Annotated in this window: 17 protein-coding genes and 1 tRNA gene; 3 read left to right on the forward strand and 15 right to left on the reverse strand. The window is 41.5% G+C overall.

The features are described from left to right. Nucleotides 1-7 precede the first annotated feature (7 nt). Nucleotides 8-805, reverse strand: coding sequence for a M48 family metalloprotease (locus J9318_RS00315; protein WP_210560550.1), 798 nt, complete (start codon nt 803-805; stop codon nt 8-10). A gap of 221 nt (nt 806-1026) precedes the next feature. On the opposite strand from J9318_RS00315, the gene J9318_RS00320 reads away from it, so the two are divergent. Continuing rightward, a complete protein-coding gene (locus tag J9318_RS00320; RefSeq protein WP_210560551.1) occupies nt 1027-1899 on the forward strand; it encodes a DUF4097 family beta strand repeat-containing protein in 873 nt (290 codons plus the stop codon). Between the two features lie 12 nt (nt 1900-1911). Then, the gene (locus J9318_RS00325) at nt 1912-2145 is read left to right on the forward strand and encodes a PGPGW domain-containing protein (protein ID WP_244731757.1); all 234 of its coding nucleotides are present in this window, start codon (nt 1912-1914) and stop codon (nt 2143-2145) included. Nucleotides 2146-2338: 193 nt separating this feature from the next. Here the strand turns inward: J9318_RS00325 and tuf are convergent, their stop codons facing one another. The 5 genes from tuf to J9318_RS00350 form a co-directional block, all read right to left on the reverse strand. Beyond that, nucleotides 2339-3523 carry an elongation factor Tu gene (gene tuf, locus J9318_RS00330; RefSeq protein WP_210560552.1) on the reverse strand — a complete coding sequence of 395 codons (1185 nt, stop codon included), beginning with the start codon at nt 3521-3523 and terminating at the stop codon, nt 2339-2341. A gap of 59 nt (nt 3524-3582) precedes the next feature. After that, nucleotides 3583-5685 (reverse strand): elongation factor G, encoded by a 2103-nt coding sequence (fusA, locus tag J9318_RS00335; RefSeq protein WP_210560553.1) that lies wholly within the window; start codon nt 5683-5685, stop codon nt 3583-3585. A 36-nt stretch (nt 5686-5721) separates the two neighbouring features. Then, entirely contained in the window at nt 5722-6192 is a 471-nt protein-coding gene (rpsG, locus tag J9318_RS00340) for a 30S ribosomal protein S7 (protein WP_210560554.1), read from the reverse strand. 77 nt (nt 6193-6269) lie between these two features. After that, nucleotides 6270-6644, reverse strand: a complete 375-nt coding sequence (gene rpsL, locus J9318_RS00345) for a 30S ribosomal protein S12 (protein WP_155696585.1) — start codon at nt 6642-6644, stop codon at nt 6270-6272. Nucleotides 6645-6835: 191 nt separating this feature from the next. Continuing rightward, nucleotides 6836-7744 (reverse strand): AraC family transcriptional regulator N-terminal domain-containing protein, encoded by a 909-nt coding sequence (locus J9318_RS00350; RefSeq protein ID WP_210560555.1) that lies wholly within the window; start codon nt 7742-7744, stop codon nt 6836-6838. Nucleotides 7745-7902: 158 nt separating this feature from the next. Between J9318_RS00350 and exaC the strand changes: the two genes are divergently transcribed. Continuing rightward, nucleotides 7903-9423 carry an acetaldehyde dehydrogenase ExaC gene (gene exaC / locus J9318_RS00355; RefSeq protein ID WP_210560556.1) on the forward strand — a complete coding sequence of 507 codons (1521 nt, stop codon included), beginning with the start codon at nt 7903-7905 and terminating at the stop codon, nt 9421-9423. A gap of 74 nt (nt 9424-9497) precedes the next feature. Here exaC and rpoC read toward each other — a convergent pair whose 3' ends face one another. The 9 genes from rpoC to J9318_RS00400 form a co-directional block, all read right to left on the reverse strand. Next, nucleotides 9498-13652, reverse strand: coding sequence for a DNA-directed RNA polymerase subunit beta' (rpoC, locus tag J9318_RS00360; RefSeq protein ID WP_210560557.1), 4155 nt, complete (start codon nt 13650-13652; stop codon nt 9498-9500). Between the two features lie 94 nt (nt 13653-13746). Beyond that, nucleotides 13747-17775, reverse strand: a complete 4029-nt coding sequence (gene rpoB, locus J9318_RS00365; RefSeq protein ID WP_210560558.1) for a DNA-directed RNA polymerase subunit beta — start codon at nt 17773-17775, stop codon at nt 13747-13749. Between the two features lie 356 nt (nt 17776-18131). Next, entirely contained in the window at nt 18132-18494 is a 363-nt protein-coding gene (rplL, locus tag J9318_RS00370) for a 50S ribosomal protein L7/L12 (protein ID WP_210560559.1), read from the reverse strand. A 91-nt stretch (nt 18495-18585) separates the two neighbouring features. Next, nucleotides 18586-19074 (reverse strand): 50S ribosomal protein L10, encoded by a 489-nt coding sequence (gene rplJ / locus J9318_RS00375; protein ID WP_210560560.1) that lies wholly within the window; start codon nt 19072-19074, stop codon nt 18586-18588. A gap of 201 nt (nt 19075-19275) precedes the next feature. After that, nucleotides 19276-19977, reverse strand: a complete 702-nt coding sequence (gene rplA, locus J9318_RS00380; RefSeq protein WP_210560561.1) for a 50S ribosomal protein L1 — start codon at nt 19975-19977, stop codon at nt 19276-19278. A 3-nt stretch (nt 19978-19980) separates the two neighbouring features. Next, nucleotides 19981-20409 (reverse strand): 50S ribosomal protein L11, encoded by a 429-nt coding sequence (gene rplK, locus J9318_RS00385; protein ID WP_210560562.1) that lies wholly within the window; start codon nt 20407-20409, stop codon nt 19981-19983. A 177-nt stretch (nt 20410-20586) separates the two neighbouring features. Beyond that, nucleotides 20587-21162, reverse strand: coding sequence for a transcription termination/antitermination protein NusG (nusG, locus tag J9318_RS00390; protein WP_210560563.1), 576 nt, complete (start codon nt 21160-21162; stop codon nt 20587-20589). Between the two features lie 3 nt (nt 21163-21165). Further along, entirely contained in the window at nt 21166-21543 is a 378-nt protein-coding gene (gene secE, locus J9318_RS00395; RefSeq protein ID WP_210560564.1) for a preprotein translocase subunit SecE, read from the reverse strand. Between the two features lie 84 nt (nt 21544-21627). Beyond that, nucleotides 21628-21704 (reverse strand) — tRNA-Trp (locus J9318_RS00400). Nucleotides 21705-21764 lie beyond the last annotated feature (60 nt).

The following is a 21764-nucleotide window of genomic DNA, read 5'->3' on the forward strand; positions in this document are numbered from 1 at the left end:
TAGTTAGTTATTTTGTGCACATTGGCTTTTGTGTACTGTTTAAAAACATTGGCTGAGTTACTTTTAAGTGTTCAGTCAATTTTTTAATTCTTGTTTCATTTGATGGATGTGTCGACAAAAATTCAGGTGGCGCGCCGCTGCTTACTTTAGCCATATTTTTCCAAAGTTTTATTGCCGCTTGCGGGTTAAATCCAGACTGAGCCATCAGTTCTTGCCCAATAATATCGGCTTCTTTTTCATGAGTACGACCGTATGGCATTAACACGCCGTATTGTAGGCCCACACCCAATCCAGCCATTACTAAACCTTGAGTTTGTTGATCTTGCCCAGACAATAAAACCCCAGTTAGCTGCAATGTTCCTTGAGCAACAGAGCTTGAAGATAAGCGCTCATTGGAGTGATTGGCTATAACGTGGCCGACTTCATGCCCCATAATGGCGGCTAACTGATCTTGGTTTTCCGTTATTGCTAAAATACCGGTATACACACCTATTTTACCACCAGGCAAGGCGAATGCGTTAATTTGGTCCGATTCAAATAACACCACTTCCCAATCACCTGAATGTGCCGATTTGCTAACGTTTGGTGTAATTTGGTCAGCGACACATTGAACAAATTTAATTAGGTTTTTATTTTGGCTAATAGGTATTTCTTGTTTCATTTGTTCAAAAGACTCTGAACCCATTGCAGACATTTTCTCGCCCGAAAACATCGTAATTTGACTACGCCCTGTCGGGGAAGTACTACAACCGGACATGACAAATACTAAGCCTATGGCTACGAGAACTTTAATTATTACGTTCATTATTAATGCGCCTTAAAATTATGTTTTACTTACTATAATTTAGATTATTGTAAATGTTGAGCAAATACCCTAATAAATAGCGTATTGAGCCACCCATAAAAATCAAACCATACTTTCAAAAATGCCAAAGCATTGTTTTATATAGATTTAAATAAAAATAAACCTTTGGGCCATTTATTGCTACTAATACCTATATATTAGAATAATAACTAGGGAATCTAATGAAATTAAAAACTATTGCTTCAGCTATCATTATCAGTACAACGTTAACAGGATGCGTAGTCCACGTTGGTCATAGCAACGCAGCTGATATCGAGCTTAACCAGGAGCTAATATTAAATACTTCGGAAGTAGACTCATTGTTTGTCGATAATGGGGCTGGTTCTATTGATATAGTTGGCATAGATGGCCAACAAGACATAAAAGTTATGGCGAATATCTGGACCGATGAAGCGAATAACTACAAATTATCTTTAACAAAGTCGGGAACGCGCGCTGAATTAATTGCACATTCCAATCAATCGTCTTGGAATACAAACGGTAACTCTTCAAAAATAAACTTAACAATCACGATGCCACAGAAATTGGCCTTAGAAATTGACGATGGGTCGGGATCGATTAGCGTCGCAAACTTGAATAACTCACTAACGATTGATGATGGCTCTGGTGAAATTAAAGTGTCCGATGTAACGGGTGTGGTTAAGATTGAAGACGGCTCAGGCGGTATTGAAGCGACTAACATTAATGGAAATTTAACAATATCCGATGGCTCTGGCTCTATCGAGGTTGCAGATGTAACCGGTGACGTAAAAATAAAAGATGGCTCTGGTGAGTTAGGAGTTCGTCGCGTAAGTGGCGGCGTAGACATTGATGACGGTTCTGGCTCTATTAGTGTTGTTGACGTCAAAGGTTTTACTAAGATAATCGATAACTCTGGAAATTTACGCGTTGAGAATATCGATAATACTGTCTACATCGAAGATGGCAGTGGCGATATTACTGTGAGAAATACAAAAGGGTTAGAAATTAACGGTGCAGGTAGTGGTCAGCTATATATAAAAGAAATAAATGGTCCAGTTTCGTTAGATAACTAATAAGGGTCTACCATGAATATTCTGAAACAATTATTCATTCATTTAGTCGGCGGCACTTTAGTATTGCTAGGGCTGATTTTTATAGTCGTTCCTGGACCGTCTTTATTGCTCTTAATACCTGGCCTGTATATTTTAAGTTTTGAATACGAAATTGCGAGAGTATGGCTTAGAAAATGCCAAGTCATGTTAAAAAAGAGTGCAAATTGGCTCGATAATAAAATACGAGCACGACGTTATAAGCACTAACCTGGTCATTATCGTTAAACTTTAGTTTTAGTTTTAGTTTTAGTTTTAGTTTTAGTTTTAGTTTTAGTTTTAGTTTTAGTTTTAGTTTTACGCAGACAATAAAAAAGGCTCCCATTCGTTAGAACAGGAGCCTTTCTTTTATCTTTTTTGTTAATCAGTTTACAGCTGACTGCAACCTCTTAACAACGCAGAATTACGCTACGATTGATGCTACAACACCAGCACCAACTGTACGGCCACCTTCACGGATTGCGAAACGTAGACCTTCGTCCATCGCGATTGGTGCGATTAGCTCAACAACCATCTTGATGTTATCACCAGGCATTACCATTTCTACGCCTTCTGGAAGCTCAACTGCACCAGTTACGTCAGTTGTACGGAAGTAGAACTGTGGACGGTAACCTTTGAAGAATGGAGTATGACGACCACCTTCTTCTTTTGATAAAACGTATACTTCTGATTCGAACTTAGTGTGCGGCTGGATTGAACCAGGCTTCGCTAGTACTTGACCACGTTCAACTTCATCACGCTTAGTACCACGTAACAATGCACCAATGTTCTCACCTGCACGACCTTCGTCTAGAAGCTTACGGAACATTTCAACACCTGTACATGTTGTAGTCGTTGTATCTTTGATACCAACGATTTCTACTGAGTCACCTGTGTTAATGATACCTTGCTCAACACGACCTGTTACTACTGTACCACGACCTGAGATTGAGAATACGTCTTCGATAGGCATGATGAATGGCTTATCGATGTCACGCTCTGGCTCTGGAATGTAAGTATCTAGTGCTTCTGCTAGTTCGATGATCTTCGCTTCCCACTCTGCTTCGCCTTCAAGAGCTTTAAGAGCTGAACCAGCGATTAGTGGAAGGTCGTCACCAGGGAATTCGTATTCTGAAAGAAGTTCACGAACTTCCATTTCTACTAATTCTAGTAACTCTTCGTCATCAACCATGTCACATTTGTTCATGAATACGATGATGTAAGGTACACCAACCTGACGTGAAAGTAGGATGTGCTCACGTGTTTGAGGCATTGGGCCGTCAGTTGCAGCAACAACTAAGATCGCGCCGTCCATCTGTGCAGCACCAGTGATCATGTTTTTAACATAATCGGCGTGTCCTGGACAGTCTACGTGTGCGTAGTGACGAGTTGGAGTGTCATACTCGATGTGAGAAGTATTGATTGTAATACCACGCTCACGCTCTTCTGGAGCATTATCGATTTGTGCGAAATCTCTAACGTCACCACCGTATGTCTTAGAAAGTACTGCAGAGATTGCAGCTGTTAAAGTTGTTTTACCGTGGTCAACGTGACCGATTGTACCAACGTTAACGTGCGGTTTAGTACGTTCAAACTTTTCTCTTGCCATTTTTAAGTTTCCTTAAATTAAAGTGATCTAATTTTAGACCCAAATATTAATAATAAAATTTAATTTCTCGCTGACATTATTGTATCAGCAACATTGTTAGGCGCTTCCGCGTACTTTAGGAATTCCATAGAGTACGAAGCGCGCCCCTGAGTTGCTGAACGCAAGTCAGTGGCATAACCAAACATTTCCGCTAGTGGTACTTGAGCTTTAATAGCTTTCAGTCCTGCCGGAGCTTCATCCATTCCTTCAATCATACCGCGACGTCGATTTAAGTCACCTACTACATCACCCATAGATTCATCAGGTGTGATAACTTCAACTTTCATCATCGGTTCAAGAAGCTTAGGTTTAGCGTCTAAAGCGCCATTCCTAAATGCCATTGATGCAGCAATTTTAAACGCCATTTCGTTAGAGTCAACATCATGGAATGATCCATCGTACAACGTTGCCTTAACGCCAAGCATTGGATAGCCCGCAAGCACACCATTTTTCATTTGCTCTTGGATGCCTTTATCAACAGCTGGAATATATTCTTTTGGAACTGTACCGCCTACAATCTCGTCGGCAAACTCATAAGTAGTTTCACCTTCAATACTAATAGGCTCTAGCTTCAGCCAGACATGGCCATACTGACCACGACCACCTGACTGTCGTATAAATTTACCTTCAACTTGGACAGGTGCTGTAATGCACTCTCGGTATGCAACTTGAGGCTTACCAACATTACATTCAACACTAAACTCGCGACGCATACGGTCGACGATTATGTCTAGATGAAGTTCGCCCATTCCAGAGATAATAGTTTGGCCAGATTCTTCATCAGTCTCAACACGGAATGAAGGATCTTCTGCGGCCAGTTTGCCTAGGGCAACACCCATTTTCTCTTGATCAGGCTTAGATTTTGGCTCTACTGCTATAGATATAACTGGATCAGGGAACTCCATACGTTCTAGCGTAATTTTGTGATCAATATCACATAATGTGTCGCCTGTAATAACTTGTTTTAATCCTACTGCAGCAGCTATGTCACCCGCGTGAACTTCTTTTATTTCTTCGCGGTTGTTTGAGTGCATTTGAACAATGCGCCCAAAACGTTCTTTTTTGCCTTTAACTGGGTTGTATACACTGTCACCAGTTTTAACAACGCCAGAATAGACACGGAAAAACGTTAAGGTACCAACAAATGGGTCAGTGGCGATCTTAAATGCTAACGCAGCAAATGGCGCGTTATCGTCCGCTGGACGCTCACCTTCTGAATCATCTTCATTGATACCTGTAATAGCAGGAACTTCGGTTGGCGAAGGCATAAATTCGACAACCATATCAAGAACGGCTTGAACACCTTTGTTTTTGAACGCTGAGCCACACGCACAAAGAACAATTTCGTTATCAAGAGTACGTTGGCGTAACGCATCTTTGATTTCATGCTCAGTTAACTCTTCGCCTTCTAGATACTTATCCATTAACTCGTCATTAGCTTCTGCAGCCGCTTCGATCATCTCTTGGCGGAATGCTTCAGCGTCATTAACCATGTCAGCTGGAATATCTTCGTAAGTAAAGGTCATACCTTGGTCAGCTTCGTTCCAGTTGATCGCTTTCATTTTGAAGAGATCAACTACACCACGGAAGTTTTCTTCCGCGCCGATAGGTAATTGTACTGGCACAGGGGTTGCCCCCAGGCGATCTTTAACTTGTTCTACAACTGATAAAAAGTCTGCACCTGTACGATCCATCTTATTGACGAAAATCATACGAGGGACATGGTATTTATCTGCTTGACGCCATACGGTCTCTGTCTGAGGTTGTACGCCCGAAGACCCACATAACACTACTACAGCACCATCAAGTACACGCAAAGAACGTTCAACTTCAATAGTGAAGTCTACGTGCCCCGGAGTATCGATAATGTTGATACGGTGTTCATCAAACTGAGCATCCATACCACGCCAAAAACAAGTGGTAGCAGCAGAGGTTATGGTAATACCACGTTCCTGCTCCTGCTCCATCCAATCCATAGTCGCAGCACCATCATGTACTTCACCAATCTTATGAGAAAGACCGGTGTAAAAGAGTACACGCTCAGTTGTTGTCGTTTTACCAGCATCAACGTGAGCCACAATGCCGATATTTCGGTATTGTCCAATCGGTGTCTTACGCGCCATAAATTCCTCTGTGTTCCTGTATTATAATTTTGTTTTCTACCAACGGTAGTGAGCGAACGCTTTGTTAGCTTCAGCCATTTTATGAACGTCTTCACGTTTCTTAACAGCAGAACCTTTGTTATCAATCGCGTCAGCAATTTCGTGAGCTAGACGTAGCGCCATAGATTTCTCACCTCGTTTACGGGCAGCTTCAACTAACCAACGCATGGCTAGAGTGTTACGACGAACTGGACGAACTTCTACAGGAACTTGGTATGTAGAACCACCAACACGACGAGATTTAACCTCGACTGTAGGGCGAACGTTGTCTAGAGCTTCGTCTAAAACTACAAGGTGATCTTTACCTGTTTTTTCAGCAGCTACATCTAACGCGTTGTAGATGATTTTTTCAGCAACAGCTTTTTTACCATCTAACATTACTACGTTGATGAATTTGGTCAGTAATTCCGATCCGAACTTAGGATCTGGAAGAACTTTACGTTGACCTACGACTCTTCTTCTTGGCATTTTAAATTCTCCGGTTGCTTCAGGATAATCCCAAAACTAATAAATTAAGTTTGCTTGGCCTTACTAACGGAGAACCGTTATGATTTTGGCTTCTTCGTACCGTATTTAGAACGGCCTACTTTACGATCGGCTACGCCGGCACAGTCAAGTGCACCACGAACGGTGTGGAAACGTACACCTGGTAAGTCTTTAACACGACCACCACGGATTAAGATTACACTATGCTCTTGAAGGTTATGACCTTCACCACCGATGTAAGATGTTACTTCGTTACCATTAGTTAGACGAACACGAGCTACTTTACGTAGTGCAGAGTTCGGCTTCTTAGGTGTTGTTGTATAAACACGAGTACATACACCACGTCTTTGAGGACATGCGTCCAATGCTTCAGACATATTACGCTTTGTCTTCTGGCGACGAGGCTTACGTACCAACTGGTTAATAGTTGCCATTAAATAAGCTCCTGATTAGTTGTTACTACCCATTTGCGCACTATTGCGCCTCCCCCAAAATTAGGGGTGACGTATTCTAATGTTCAGTTTTTAAACTGTCAATCAAATGCGTCCTGGATCAAGTAAAAAGACGGTATCATGCTCAAATAACTGGATATTCTTTATTTATAGCTATGATCGCCAGTATCTGGCTAATTGATGATTTGCGGTTTTAGCTTGCTCATTTGGTAAAATTTAGGTGATTGACCAAAAAAACACTTAAACGCTTTACTGAAATGACTCGTGTTTAAAAAACCAACTTCAAAACCCGCTTCAGTAATTTGCATGCCTCTTTCCATTAATTTGGCCGCGAGTTTTAAACGCTCTTGCTGTTGAAAGGCAATTGGCGTGCAACCTAGGTGATTTTTAAATACATTAAAAAACTTTGTTCTTCCCATCACTGCAATCTTACATAAATGATCAATATCTATGGGCACTGCCAAGTGACTCAAGATATATTGTATTACCCTATTAATCTGATTAGCTTCTGGATCTTTTGCACTATGTGCAATTATAAAGTCACGGGACTGCTGTCTTAACAGGCGTGCACTGAGCTCATTAATAGCGAGGTCAATAAGGTATGCTCTGTCTGGTGTATTTTCAGAATATAGCGACACTATTCTTGTAAGCAATTGTTGGGTTTGCTCTGAATGGTGAGTGTGCAAGGCGGTTGGATTATATTGCCACTCACCAAAGTCTTGCAACATAGGCGCGCAGCTATTGAGGTTATCAGAGACTTGCTGTACTCGCTCCGAGGCAATCTCTATAGCAATACATGTTGTGGGTGAGTCTAGCTTAGCTATAGGAAAATCAATTTTAACGAGTTGATTTGGTGCCAATATAAAAGACTCATGTGGAGAGAATTCTATGTTGTCTCCGTTAATATGCATTATCTTTTTGCCAGTAACCATTCCACAGAACAGAATCTGGTCTGAGCGTAAGTCTACTTTCTTAGCTACTTGGTAAGTATCGTAGATACCTAATTCGCTGTGCTCTGCGGCAAAGCTAATCTTGTTTTCGACTAATGTTCTCGGTTCTCTTTTTATTATATTGCTAATCATTCTGTCTCCCTGCGGACTGCCAGTTAACAGAAATGAACTAGCAGCAAAGAACTCATTTGAAAATACAACTAATGTAACCTGTGTTTTGTCTAAAAAAACTACAAATATTAAGCACAAAAATAAAACAATAAGCAACTAAATATTAACAGGTATTTATTATGATCTATTCAAAACCCGGAACAGATGGTTCACTCATCACCTTCAAAGATACTTATGCTAATTTTATCGGCGGGGAATGGGTTGCACCAGTAGATGGTGTGTACTTTGACAATGTTAGTCCAGTCGACGGTAAAGCGTTTTGTAAAATACCTCGGTCAAACCATAAGGATATAGAACTAGCGCTAGACGCTGCACACAAAGCAAAAGATGCGTGGGGCAAAACGGCAGCAGCAGAACGTTCTAATAAGCTTTTAAAAATAGCCGACGTTATGGAAGCGAACCTAGAGCTTTTATCAGTAGCAGAGACTTGGGACAACGGCAAAGCAATTCGCGAAACCTTAGCCGCTGACATCCCGCTAGCAATTGACCACTTTCGCTATTTTGCTGGCTGTTTACGAGCACAAGAAGGTTCTTTAGCAGAGCTCGATGAGCATACTATGTCGTATCATATTCACGAACCACTAGGTGTTGTAGGCCAAATTATTCCATGGAACTTCCCTATTTTAATGGCAGCTTGGAAGCTTGGCCCTGCACTAGCAGCTGGTAATTGTGTTGTACTCAAACCTGCTGAACAAACACCAGTTTCAATACTCGTTTTATTAGAGTTAATACAAGACGTGTTACCTGCTGGTGTTTTAAATATAGTGAATGGCTTTGGCGCAGAAGCTGGTGATGCATTGGCTCGCAATAAACGAATCGCAAAAATCGCCTTTACAGGCTCCACTCCTGTGGGTTCTCATATTCTAAAATGTGCCGCTGAAAATATCATTCCTTCTACCGTAGAGTTGGGCGGCAAGTCCCCTAACCTGTTTTTTGCGGATGTTATGGATCACGAAGACAGTTATTTGAGTAAATGTATCGAAGGCGCTGTGCTTGCCTACTTTAACCAAGGCGAGGTTTGTACTTGTCCATCACGTCTTTTTGTCCATGAAGACATTTATGACCAGTTTATTGAGAAAGTTATCCAGCGTAGTTTGGACATAAAACGTGGTGACCCATTAGATACAGAAACTATGGTTGGTGCACAGGCTTCTCAAGAGCAGTTTGAAAAAATCCTATCTTATATTGAAATAGGTAAAAACGAAGGTGCAAAAGTACTTCTCGGTGGTGAAGTTGAAAAATCTGCTGAGGATTTAAGCAACGGTTTTTATATTCAACCGACTTTACTCGAAGGCCATAATAATATGCGAATTTTCCAAGAAGAGATTTTTGGTCCGGTAATTTCTGTGTCTAAGTTTAAGGATGATGAAGAAGCTTTAGCCTTAGCAAATCAAACTGAATTTGGCTTAGGAGCTGGTGTTTGGACACGAGATACAAATAAAGCATTTAAAATGGGCAGAGGCATTCAAGCCGGTAGAGTTTGGACTAATTGTTATCATATGTATCCTGCTCATGCCGCATTCGGTGGATATAAAAAATCCGGAGTGGGCAGAGAGACACATAAAATGGCATTAGAGCATTATCAACAAACCAAAAACTTATTAGTGAGCTACGACACTAACCCGCTAGGCTTCTTCTAATCTGTAAAAGTTTAATAGCCAAAAATAAAAACCCGCAATTAAGCGGGTTTTTGTCTTTACGAACTATTTCTTCGTTATTCAGCGTTTAACGCGTCAGCCAAAGCTTGCTCTGCATCTTCCATTGATACCGACTCTTCAACTTCATCAAATGCAGCAGCAGCTGCTGCTTTTTCTTGATGATAGCTAAAACCAGTACCTGCTGGAATTAAGCGACCAACGATTACGTTTTCTTTAAGACCACGTAGATCGTCACGCTTACCACTTACTGCAGCTTCTGTAAGAACACGAGTTGTTTCTTGGAAAGAAGCGGCTGAGATAAATGACTCAGTTGCAAGTGATGCTTTAGTAATACCTAGTAAGTCACGAGTGAACTTAACTAAATCTTTACCTTCAGCAGCTAGCTTACGGTTAGCGATTTTCACTTTAGATACTTCAACCTGCTCTCCAACTAGGAACTCAGACTGACCTGCATCAGTAATAATTGCTTTACGTAACATCTGACGACAGATAGCTTCGATGTGCTTGTCGTTAATTTTAACGCCTTGCAGTCGGTAAACTTCCTGTACTTCATTAACGATGAAGTTAGAGAATGCTGTAATACCACGTAAACGTAAGATGTCATGTGGAGACTCAGGACCGTCGGCAATAACTTCACCGCGTTCAACTGTTTCACCTTCAAACACATTAAGCTGACGCCACTTAGGAATCATCTCTTCGTGTGCATCACCCTCTACTGGAGTGATAACAAGACGTTTCTTACCTTTAGTCTCTTTACCAAAGCTTACTGCACCGCTGATTTCAGCAAGGATTGCAGGCTCTTTAGGCTTACGAGCTTCAAATAGGTCGGCTACTCGAGGTAGACCACCCGTAATATCACGAGTTTTTGAACCTTCTTGAGGAATACGCGCTAGTACGTCACCTGGAACTACGTTTGAGCCGTCTTTAGCTTCGATTGTAGTAAATGAAGGTAGACGAATTTCCTGCATACCAGAATCACCAGAGTCGATAATTAACTTAGGTTCTTTAGCATTTGCAAGAGATAGATCTTTAACAACAGTACGTGTAAGACCAGTAAGTTCATCAGTTTGAACTTCGGTATTCGCTTCTTCAACGTCAGAGAACTGAACTTTAGCAGGACGTTCTACGATGATTGGATGCGAATGCGGGTCCCAGTTAGCAACAGTATCGTTACCTTTAACTTCCGCACCGTCAGCAATAGTCATTACTGCACCATAAGGAAGTTTATAACGCTCACGCTCACGACCATGGTCATCAATTACTGTCACTTCCGCAGAACGTGAAGTAATAACTAACTTACCATCTGCATTAGTTACGTGTTTAGCGTTATGAAGACGGATAGTACCATCGCTCTTAACTTGAACACTGTTCGCTGCTGTGTTTCGTGATGCTGCACCACCGATATGGAACGTACGCATCGTAAGCTGTGTACCTGGCTCACCAATTGATTGTGCTGCAATTACACCAACTGCCTCACCTTGGTTAATCAAGTGACCACGTGCTAAGTCACGACCATAACATGCCGCACAAACACCAAAGTCATTATCACAAGTAATGATTGAACGTACTTCAACTTCATCAACTGAGTGTTCTTCGATGAGATCACATAGTTTTTCGTCAAGCATTACGCCAGCTTCTACTAAAACTTCATCTGAGTTAGGTGCTGTTACATCATTTAGCGTTACACGACCTAATACACGTTCACGTAATGGTTCAACAACGTCACCGCCTTCAATTAGAGGCTTCATTGTTAGACCTTCAGTCGTACCACAGTCATGCTCGTTGATAACCAAATCTTGGCCAACATCAACAAGACGTCGAGTTAGGTAACCAGAGTTCGCTGTTTTAAGTGCCGTATCGGCCAAACCTTTACGCGCACCGTGAGTAGAGATGAAGTACTGTAGTACGTTCAGACCTTCACGGAAGTTCGCTGTGATTGGTGTTTCGATGATTGAACCATCTGGCTTAGCCATTAGACCACGCATACCAGCTAGCTGACGAATCTGAGCGGCACTACCACGAGCACCAGAGTCGGCCATCATAAATACGCTATTGAACGAAGGCATTGTTTCTTCTTCGCCGTCACGATTGATAACTTTCTCAGTAGATAAGTTGTCCATCATAGCTTTCGATACTTTTTCGTTGGCCGTTGACCAGATATCGATTACTTTGTTGTACTTCTCACCCGCTGTTACTAGACCTTGTTGGAACTGGTCTTGAATCTCAGCAACTTCAGCTTGAGCGTCATCAATTAGGTCGTATTTCGCTTGTGGAATAACCATATCATCGATACCGATAGAGTTACCCGCTAACATCGCGTAATGGAAGCCTGTATACATGATTTGGTCAGCGAACATCACGGTATCTTTGATACCAAGACGACGGTAACACTCATTGATCAACATAGAGATTTGCTTTTTACCAATTGCTTGGTTCATCAGATCAAATGGGAAACCTTCAGGTGCAATCATAGATAATATTGCACGGCCCACTGTTGTATCTTTAATCACTAATTGTGAAGTACGAGTACCATCTTCAGCAATTGTTACTTCATTAATACGTACTTTAACGCGCGCATGTAAATCAGCAACACCACTACGGTAAGCTTTTTCAGCTTCTTTAGTATCTTTAAATACTTGACCTTCGCCACGTGCATTTACGCGGTCACGAGTCATGTAGTAGATACCTAATACAACGTCCTGTGAAGGAACGATGATTGGCTCACCATTCGCTGGAGATAGAATGTTGTTAGTTGACATCATTAACGCGCGAGCTTCTAACTGAGCTTCAAGTGTTAATGGTACGTGTACCGCCATTTGGTCACCATCGAAGTCGGCGTTATATGCCGCACAAACTAATGGGTGCAATTGGATAGCTTTACCTTCAATTAGAACTGGTTCAAATGCTTGAATACCAAGTCTGTGAAGTGTAGGTGCACGGTTAAGCATTACAGGGTGTTCACGGATAACTTCATCTAAGATATCCCAAACTTCAGCAGCTTCACGTTCAACCATTTTCTTCGCGGCTTTAATAGTTGTAGCCATGCCACGAAGTTCTAATTTTCCGTAAATAAATGGCTTGAATAACTCAAGTGCCATTTTCTTAGGTAGACCACACTGATGAAGTTTCAGTGTAGGACCAACGGTAATTACAGAACGACCAGAGTAATCAACACGCTTACCAAGTAAGTTCTGGCGGAAACGACCTTGCTTACCTTTAATCATGTCAGCTAAAGATTTAAGAGGACGTTTGTTAGAACCGGTAATTGCACGACCACGACGACCGTTATCTAATAACGCATCTACCGCTTCCTGTAGCATACGTTTTTCGTTACGTACGATAATGTCAGGCGCAGCAAGGTCTAATAGACGCTTAAGACGGTTATTACGGTTAATTACACGACGGTATAAATCGTTCAGATCTGAAGTCGCAAAACGACCGCCATCTAGTGGTACTAGAGGACGAAGATCTGGTGGAAGAACTGGTAATACAGTCATAACCATCCACTCTGGGCGGTTACCTGAATTACAGAATGCTTCCATTAATTTAAGACGTTTAGTCAGCTTCTTACGCTTAGTTTCAGAAGTTACCGTTGGTAATTCTTCTTTCATCTCTGCATATTGCTGATTGATGTCGATGTCTTTAAGAAGATCAAAAACGGCTTCTGCACCCATTTTCGCTTCAAATTCATCGCCATGCTCTTCTAAAGAATCTAGGTATTCTTCTTCTGACAACATTTGACCTTTTTCAAGAGTCGTCATGCCAGGTTCAGTAACCGCATATGATTCAAAATAAAGAACACGTTCAATATCACGTAACGTCATATCTAGCATTAAGCCAATACGAGACGGTAGTGATTTCAAGAACCAAATGTGTGCAACTGGGCTAGCCAATTCGATGTGACCCATACGCTCACGACGTACTTTAGTTAGGGTAACTTCAACACCACATTTTTCACAGATAACACCACGGTGCTTAAGGCGTTTGTACTTACCACACAAACACTCGTAGTCTTTAACTGGGCCGAAAATACGCGCACAGAATAAACCATCACGCTCAGGCTTGAACGTACGATAGTTAATGGTTTCTGGCTTTTTAACTTCACCAAAAGACCATGAGCGAACGACGTCTGGAGACGCTAAGCCGATTCGAATTGAATCAAACTCTTCGCTTTTATTTTGTTGTTTCAAAAACTTAAGTAAGTCTTTCACTTTTGTTCTCCTGAAGGAGTGAAACATTGAGGCGCAGTATATACGCTACGCCCCACCACTCAATTTAAAGAACCAATCGGTTTCCCGACTAGGCTTATTCTTCTTCCAGCTCGATGTTTAGACCTAGCGAACGAATCTCTTTCAACAATACGTTGAACGATTCTGGAATCGCCGGTTCCATACGATGATCACCGTCCACGATGTTTTTATACATCTTAGTACGACCATTAACGTCATCAGATTTAACTGTAAGCATTTCTTGAAGCGTGTAAGCAGCACCGTAAGCTTCTAGTGCCCATACTTCCATCTCTCCGAAACGCTGACCACCGAACTGAGCTTTACCACCAAGTGGCTGCTGTGTAACTAGGCTGTAAGAGCCTGTTGAACGTGCGTGCATCTTGTCGTCAACCAAGTGGTTAAGTTTCAACATGTACATGTAACCAACGGTTACTTTACGCTCAAATGAGTTACCAGTACGACCATCAAACAGGGTAAATTGACCACTGCGAGGCATATCAGCTAGTTCAAATAAGTCTTTAATTTCTTCTTCAGCTGCACCGTCAAATACAGGTGTCGCAATTGGAACACCAGCACGTAGGTTTTGAGCAAGGCGACGTACTTCATCATCAGAGAAGCTATCAATATCAACTTCTTGACGTGATGTACCTGAAGCATAAACCTTTCCTAAGAATTCACGGATTTCCGCAAGTTCTTTTTGCTCTTTGATCATACGGTCTAGTTTTTCACCTAGTCCACGAGCCGCCATACCTAAATGGGTCTCAAGGATCTGACCGATGTTCATACGCGATGGTACACCTAGCGGGTTAAGTACGATATCTACTGGAGTACCGAACTCATCATGTGGCATATCTTCAACAGGAACAATGGTAGAGATTACACCTTTGTTACCGTGACGACCGGCCATCTTATCACCAGGTTGTATACGACGTTTAACAGCTAAATAAACTTTAACGATTTTAAGTACGCCAGGTGCTAAGTCGTCACCTTGAGTGATCTTGCGGCGCTTAACTTCGTATTTCTTATCGTACTCACCACGAAGTTCTTCGTAGCTTGCAGCTAGATGCTCAAGTTCAGCTTGTTTAACTTCATCAGATAAACTTTGCTGGAACAATTTATCACCTGCAATAGAAGCAACAGTATCAGCATCTAATCCACCAGAGATTAGAAGTTCACGTGTTCTTGCGAACGTGTTGTTTTCTAGAATACGGAATTCTTCGTTTAAGTCTTTTTTCGCTTGCGCTAATTGCATCTCTTCGATGTCTAACGCACGCTTATCTTTTTCTACGCCATCACGTGTAAATACTTGAACGTCGATTACCGTACCAGACACAGAGTTTGGAACGCGTAATGAGCTGTCTTTAACGTCAGACGCTTTTTCACCAAAAATAGCTCGTAGAAGCTTCTCTTCAGGAGTAAGTTGAGTTTCACCTTTAGGTGTTACTTTACCTACTAGGATGTCGCCACCCTTAACTTCTGCACCGATATAAACGATACCTGAGTCATCTAATTTACCAAGCGCTGACTCACCAACGTTTGGAATATCAGAAGTGATTTCTTCAGGACCTAATTTAGTATCACGAGCAACACAGCTTAGTTCTTGGATATGAATCGTTGTTAAACGATCTTCTTGTACAACACGCTCAGATACTAAGATCGAGTCTTCGAAGTTGTAACCATTCCAAGGCATGAATGCTACACGCATGTTTTGACCTAGCGCTAGCTCACCTAAGTCTGTTGAAGGACCATCGGCTAACACGTCGCCGCGTTGCACTGGTTCACCAGAACTTACTGTAGTTTTTTGGTTAATACATGTATTTTGGTTTGAACGTGTGTACTTAGTTAAGTTGTAGATGTCGATACCAGCTTCGCCAGGTAAACATTCACTTTCGTTAACTTTAACAACGATACGTGATGCGTCTGCATAATCAACAACACCACCACGTTTAGCAACCACAGTTACACCAGAGTCTTTTGCTACTACCGCTTCTACGCCAGTACCAACTAACGGCTTATCAGCACGTAGAGTAGGAACGGCCTGACGTTGCATGTTCGCACCCATCAAGGCACGGTTAGCATCATCGTGTTCTAGGAACGGGATTAAGCTTGCAGCTACTGATACAACTTGTTGAGGTGCTACGTCCATATATTGAACTTGGTCGATTGATGTAATCGTAAATTCATTTTTGAAACGACAAGGTACTAGTTCATTAACTAGACGACCTTCTGCATCCATCTCAGCAGATGCCTGTGCGATTACGAACTTATCTTCTTCAATTGCAGATAAGTAATCAATTTCGCCAGTAACCTGACCGTCAACTACTCGACGGTATGGAGTTTCTAAGAAACCATATGAGTTTACGCGAGCATAAACTGACAATGAGTTAATTAGACCGATGTTTGGTCCTTCCGGAGTTTCGATTGGACATACACGACCATAGTGAGTCGGGTGAACGTCTCGAACCTCAAAGCCTGCACGTTCACGAGTCAAACCACCTGGGCCTAATGCAGAGATACGACGTTTGTGCGTAACTTCTGATAGCGGGTTGTTTTGATCCATAAACTGAGATAACTGGCTCGAACCAAAGAATTCTTTGATTGCTGCAGATATAGGCTTAGCGTTAATTAAGTCTTGTGGAGTTGTGTTATCAAGATCACCTAAACTTAAGCGTTCTTTAACAGCACGTTCAACACGAACTAGACCAACACGGAATTGGTTTTCTGCCATTTCACCAACAGAACGGATACGACGGTTACCTAAGTGATCAATATCATCAACATCGCCTTTACCGTCACGTATGCTAATTAGCACTTTCATAACGTCAGTGATGTCTTTTTTGCTTAGAGTACCTTCACCAGTCAAGTCATCACGACTAACTCGACGGTTAAACTTCATTCTACCTACAGAGGATAAATCATAACGCTCTAGAGAGAAAAATAGGTTATCGAATAAAGCTTCCGCTGAATCTTTTGTCGGTGGCTCACCTGGGCGCATCATACGATATATTTCAATTAACGCTTCTAAGCGGTTAGTTGAGCTATCAATACGTAGCGTGTCAGAGATGTATGAACCGTGATCTAATTCATTGGTGTAAATAATTTCGAAAGACTTGTGTCCTGCTTCTGCCATTTTAGCTAGTAATTCTAAGCTAATTAGGTCATTTGCATTTGCAACTAGCTCACCAGTTGACTCATCGATGTAATCTTTTGCGATTACTTTATCAATGATGTACTCATGAGGAACTTCGATTTGATTAATACCCGCTTTTTCCATTGAACGGATGTGGCGAGCTGTAATACGACGACCAGTCTCGACAATGACTTCACCGTCAGCGTCTTTAAAATCGAATGCAGCTGTTTCACCACGAAGGCGAGACGGTTGCAATTCCATTAAGATTTTATCGCCTTTAATTTCAATAGCGATACGATCAAAGAATAGGTCTAAGATTTCTTCTGTAGAATACTCTAACGCACGTAACATGATTGAAGCAGGTAATTTTCTGCGACGGTCAATACGTACGAATAAATTATCTTTAGGGTCGAATTCAAAGTCTAACCAAGAGCCACGGTAAGGAATTACGCGGGCATTGTATAAAACTTTACCTGATGAGTGAGTTTTACCTTTGTCGTGATCGAAGAATACACCAGGAGAACGGTGTAACTGAGATACGATTACTCGCTCAGTTCCGTTTATGACAAAAGTACCGTTGTCTGTCATTAACGGCATTTCACCCATATAAACTTCTTGCTCTTTGATATCTTTAACAGTACCAGGAGCAGCTTCTTTGTCCATTAGAACTAAACGCAGTTTCACACGTAATGGTGCTGCATATGTAACGCCACGAATTTGACATTCTTTCACGTCGAAGACAGGTTCTCCAACGCGATAGCTAACAAATTGTAGTTCGGCGCTACCAGAATAGCTCTTAATAGGGAAAACAGAACGGAAAGCCGCTTCGATGCCATTATTACCGTCTACGTCCGCTTCAATAAACTTATTGTATGATTCAAGCTGAACTTGTAGAAGATAAGGCATGTCCAAAACGTGTTCGCGTTTGCCAAAATCCTTACGAATTCGTTTCTTTTCAGAATAAGAGTAAGCCATGTGGTTCCTCAGCTTGCTGATTTTTGACCCTATAAGCCTGTCTCAATTAAGGAACAGACTACCTTTTAACAGCAAAATTTTGCTATAACCCGCTTCAGTATTAAATCATTACACGCCTTTTGGCATTTACTGAGGCAAATCTGCCCCAAGTTGGTTTGCTATTTAGAGCAAATTTTATAACAACTAAATTTGCCTAAGTGCATGTAATTCTTAAATACAAATGGTGGTATAAAAAAGTTTTACCATCATTTTGTGCACTATAAAAGTTTTTACACAGATATAGCGCAAAAAGGCCGGTGATATTTTATCACCAGCCCATGCCTAAATTTTAGGCAGATAATCTAACAGACGTCAGATTATTTAACTTCAACAGTAGCGCCTGCTTCTTCAAGTGCAGCTTTAAGTTCTTCAGCTTCACCTTTAGAGATCGCTTCTTTAACAGCGATTGGAGCAGATTCAACCATAGTTTTAGCTTCTTTAAGGCCAAGACCAGTCGCGCCACGTACTGCTTTGATCGCTGCAACCTTGTTAGCGCCAGCGCCAGTAAGGATTACGTCGAATTCAGTCTTTTCTTCAGCAGCTTCTGCTGGGCCAGCAGCAACAACAGCAGCAGCTGCAGTTACGCCGAATTTTTCTTCCATAGCTTCAACTAGTTCAACTACTTGCATTACTGACATTTCAGCAATTGCGTCTAAGATTTGTTCTTGAGTTACAGACATTTTATAATTCCTAACTTGTTTAAGCGATTTAATCGCTTGTAATAACTTTCACCTAAAAACTGTATATTTACTAGCAATATGCTAAATAAAATTATGCAGCTTCTTTCGCTTCTTTTACCGCAGCTAGTGTCTTCACTAGTTTGCCTGCAGAAGCTTCTTTCATAACACTCATCAAACGTGCGATCGCTTCGTCGTATGTAGGTAGTGAAGCTAATACTTCAACATCTACTACGCTGCCTTCAAATGATGCTGTTTTAAGTTCAAACTTTTCGTTTTTCTTTGCAAAGTCTTTGAAAAGACGTGCACCAACACCTGGGTGTTCTTTAGAAAATGCGATAAGAGTTGGACCTACAAACGCTTCAGAAAGACATTCGAAGTCAGTACCTTCAACTGCACGTTTAGCTAAAGTGTTGCGAACAACCTTCATCCAAACGCCATTAGCACGCGCTTCTTTACGAAGTGCTGTAATTGCAGTTACAGATACACCACGAGCGTCTGCTACTACTGCAGACAGAGCGTCTTTGGCTGCTTCTTGGACTTCAGCAACTACTGCTTTTTTGCCATCAAGATTTAATGCCATTAGCTTTTCTCCTGGTTGTGGAAACGGATAAACCGTTTACATTATGTTCAAGACTAGTCTTGAACGGTTCCGGTGAAAGCCAGAAGTGGAATCTTCTGGGGTCATCACCATCTGCGTAGGACATTAAGTCAAATAAGATATCTATTTAACACCTACGGTCTTGGATGGAGGCATTGCAAGCAATACCTCAACCCGAATTTTTTACTTGTCAGCTTTGATTGAAGCTTGTTCAATCGCTACGCCAGCACCCATTGTTGTAGAAAGACTAACTTTCTTAACAAATGTGCCTTTCGCAGAAGCAGGTTTTGCTTTTACGATTGCGCCTAATAGAGCTTCTAAGTTTGTTTTGATCGCTTCAGCGTCAAAATCAACTTTACCGATAGAAGCGTGAACAATACCGTTTTTATCGTTTCTATAACGAACCTGACCAGCTTTAGCATTTTTAACTGCTGTTGCTACGTCTGGAGTAACTGTTCCAACTTTCGGGTTAGGCATAAGGCCACGTGGACCTAAGATTTGACCTAATTGACCAACAACACGCATTGCATCAGGAGATGCAACAACTACGTCGAAGTTCATTTCGCCAGCTTTAACTTGCTCAGCAAGATCTTCCATACCAACAACGTCTGCACCAGCTGCTTTAGCTGCTTCAGCGTTAGCGCCTTGTGTAAATACTGCTACGCGTACGTCTTTACCAGTACCGTTAGGTAGTACAGTAGCACCACGAACGTTTTGGTCAGATTTACGAGCGTCGATGCCTAAGTTAATAGCAACATCAAAGCTTTCTGTGAATTTAGCAGTCGCTAATTCTTTAAGTAGAGCTACAGCTTCTTCGATGCCGTATTCACGAGTTGCATCAACTTTTTCACGAATTAAACGTGCGCGTTTTGTTAATTTAGCCATTGATTAACCCTCTACATTCAAGCCCATTGCACGAGCTGAGCCGGCAATAGTGCGTACTGCTGCATCCATATCGGCTGCAGTTAGGTCTGGTTGTTTGGTGTTTACGATTTCTTCCAACTGTGCACGTGTTACCGTACCCACTTTTTCAGTGTTTGGACGACCAGAACCAGATTTGATACCAGCAGCTTTCTTAAGTAAGTAAGATGCAGGTGGAGTCTTAGTTTCGAATGTAAACGAACGATCACTGTAAACAGAAATTACTACTGGTACCGGAGCACCTTTTTCCATTTCACCTGTTTTTGCGTTAAACGCTTTACAGAATTCCATGATGTTCACACCGTGTTGACCTAGAGCAGGACCAACCGGAGGACTTGGGTTTGCCATACCAGCTGCTACTTGCAACTTGATTAGGGCTTCAACTTTTTTAGCCATTTTAGCTTCCTCATTAATGGGTCATCGCCTAGTAAGAACGAGGTTTCTTACTTATCGGCTTCCCGTTTTAAATATTTTATACCTGTCTAAATTCTCACCCAGACACATACAAAAGGGTCGCGCATTATATAGACAATCGCGACCCTTTTCAAGACTGTAATTCGAAATTAACTTCGATTATTTATCTTTTTCTACCTGACCAAACTCAAGTTCAACTGGAGTTGAGCGACCAAATATAAGTACAGAAACTTTAACTCGGCTCTTCTCATAATCCACTTCTTCAACAACACCGTTAAAGTCAGCAAATGGACCTTCGGTAACGCGAACAACTTCACCTGGCTCGAATAATGTTTTAGGCTTAGGCTTATCAACATTTTCTTCTAGGCGGTTTAAGATCGCTTCAGCTTCACGGTTAGAAATTGGCGCTGGGCGATCTGACGTTCCACCGATAAACCCTAGTACACGTGGTGTATTCTTTACAAGATGCCACGCATCTTCATTCATCGCGATTTCTACTAAAACATAGCCAGGGAAAAACTTACGTTCTGAACGACGCTTTTGGCCTGCACGCATTTCTACAACTTCTTCAGTTGGTACTAAAATACGGCCAAAGTAATCTTCCATTGCGTTTACTTTAATGTGCTCTTCTAGAGCTTTTGATACACGACCTTCATAGCCTGAGTAAGCTTGAACAACATACCAACGTAATTTGTTTTCTGCTTGTTCTTCAACATTAATATCTGAATCAGACATGCATTAAGCTCCTATACCTGTAAGTAGAGCTACTGCCCAGCGTAAAAACATATCTAAAAAATAGAGCATAATTGCTATAACGGCAGTAGCAGCAAAAATAATAAATGTAGTTTGAGTCGCTTCTTGACGAGTAGGCCAAATAACCTTGCGAATTTCTTTATTCGATTCTTTAGAAAAGCTAATAAAGTTTCTACCTTTTTCTGTCGTCCCGGCAAAAACGCCAGCTATAACAACAGCAGCAACAACACCAATTGCGCGAATCAGTACTGATTCTTGATCGAACATATTGTTTGCAACAACCGCACCTGCTAATAACGCAATAGCGATTACCCATTTAACTAAATCCAGTCCTTTGTTTGACTGTTCAACATTGGCACTCATCGAAACACCTTAATTACTACATTTGTGAAAATTGTTATAAACCTCAAAGGACAATACTATTCACTAATACTGTTCTTTGAGGTTTGGCAGGGGCGGAGGGACTCGAACCCCCAACCATCGGTTTTGGAGACCGCTGTTCTACCAATTGGAACTACGCCCCTGCAACAACACCATTTATGTCTATTAATCAATCAATAGACAGTTACACCACTTTTGTGAAT

It is taken from the genome of Psychrosphaera aestuarii (assembly GCF_017948405.1).
Classification (GTDB): Bacteria; Pseudomonadota; Gammaproteobacteria; order Enterobacterales; family Alteromonadaceae; genus Psychrosphaera; species Psychrosphaera aestuarii.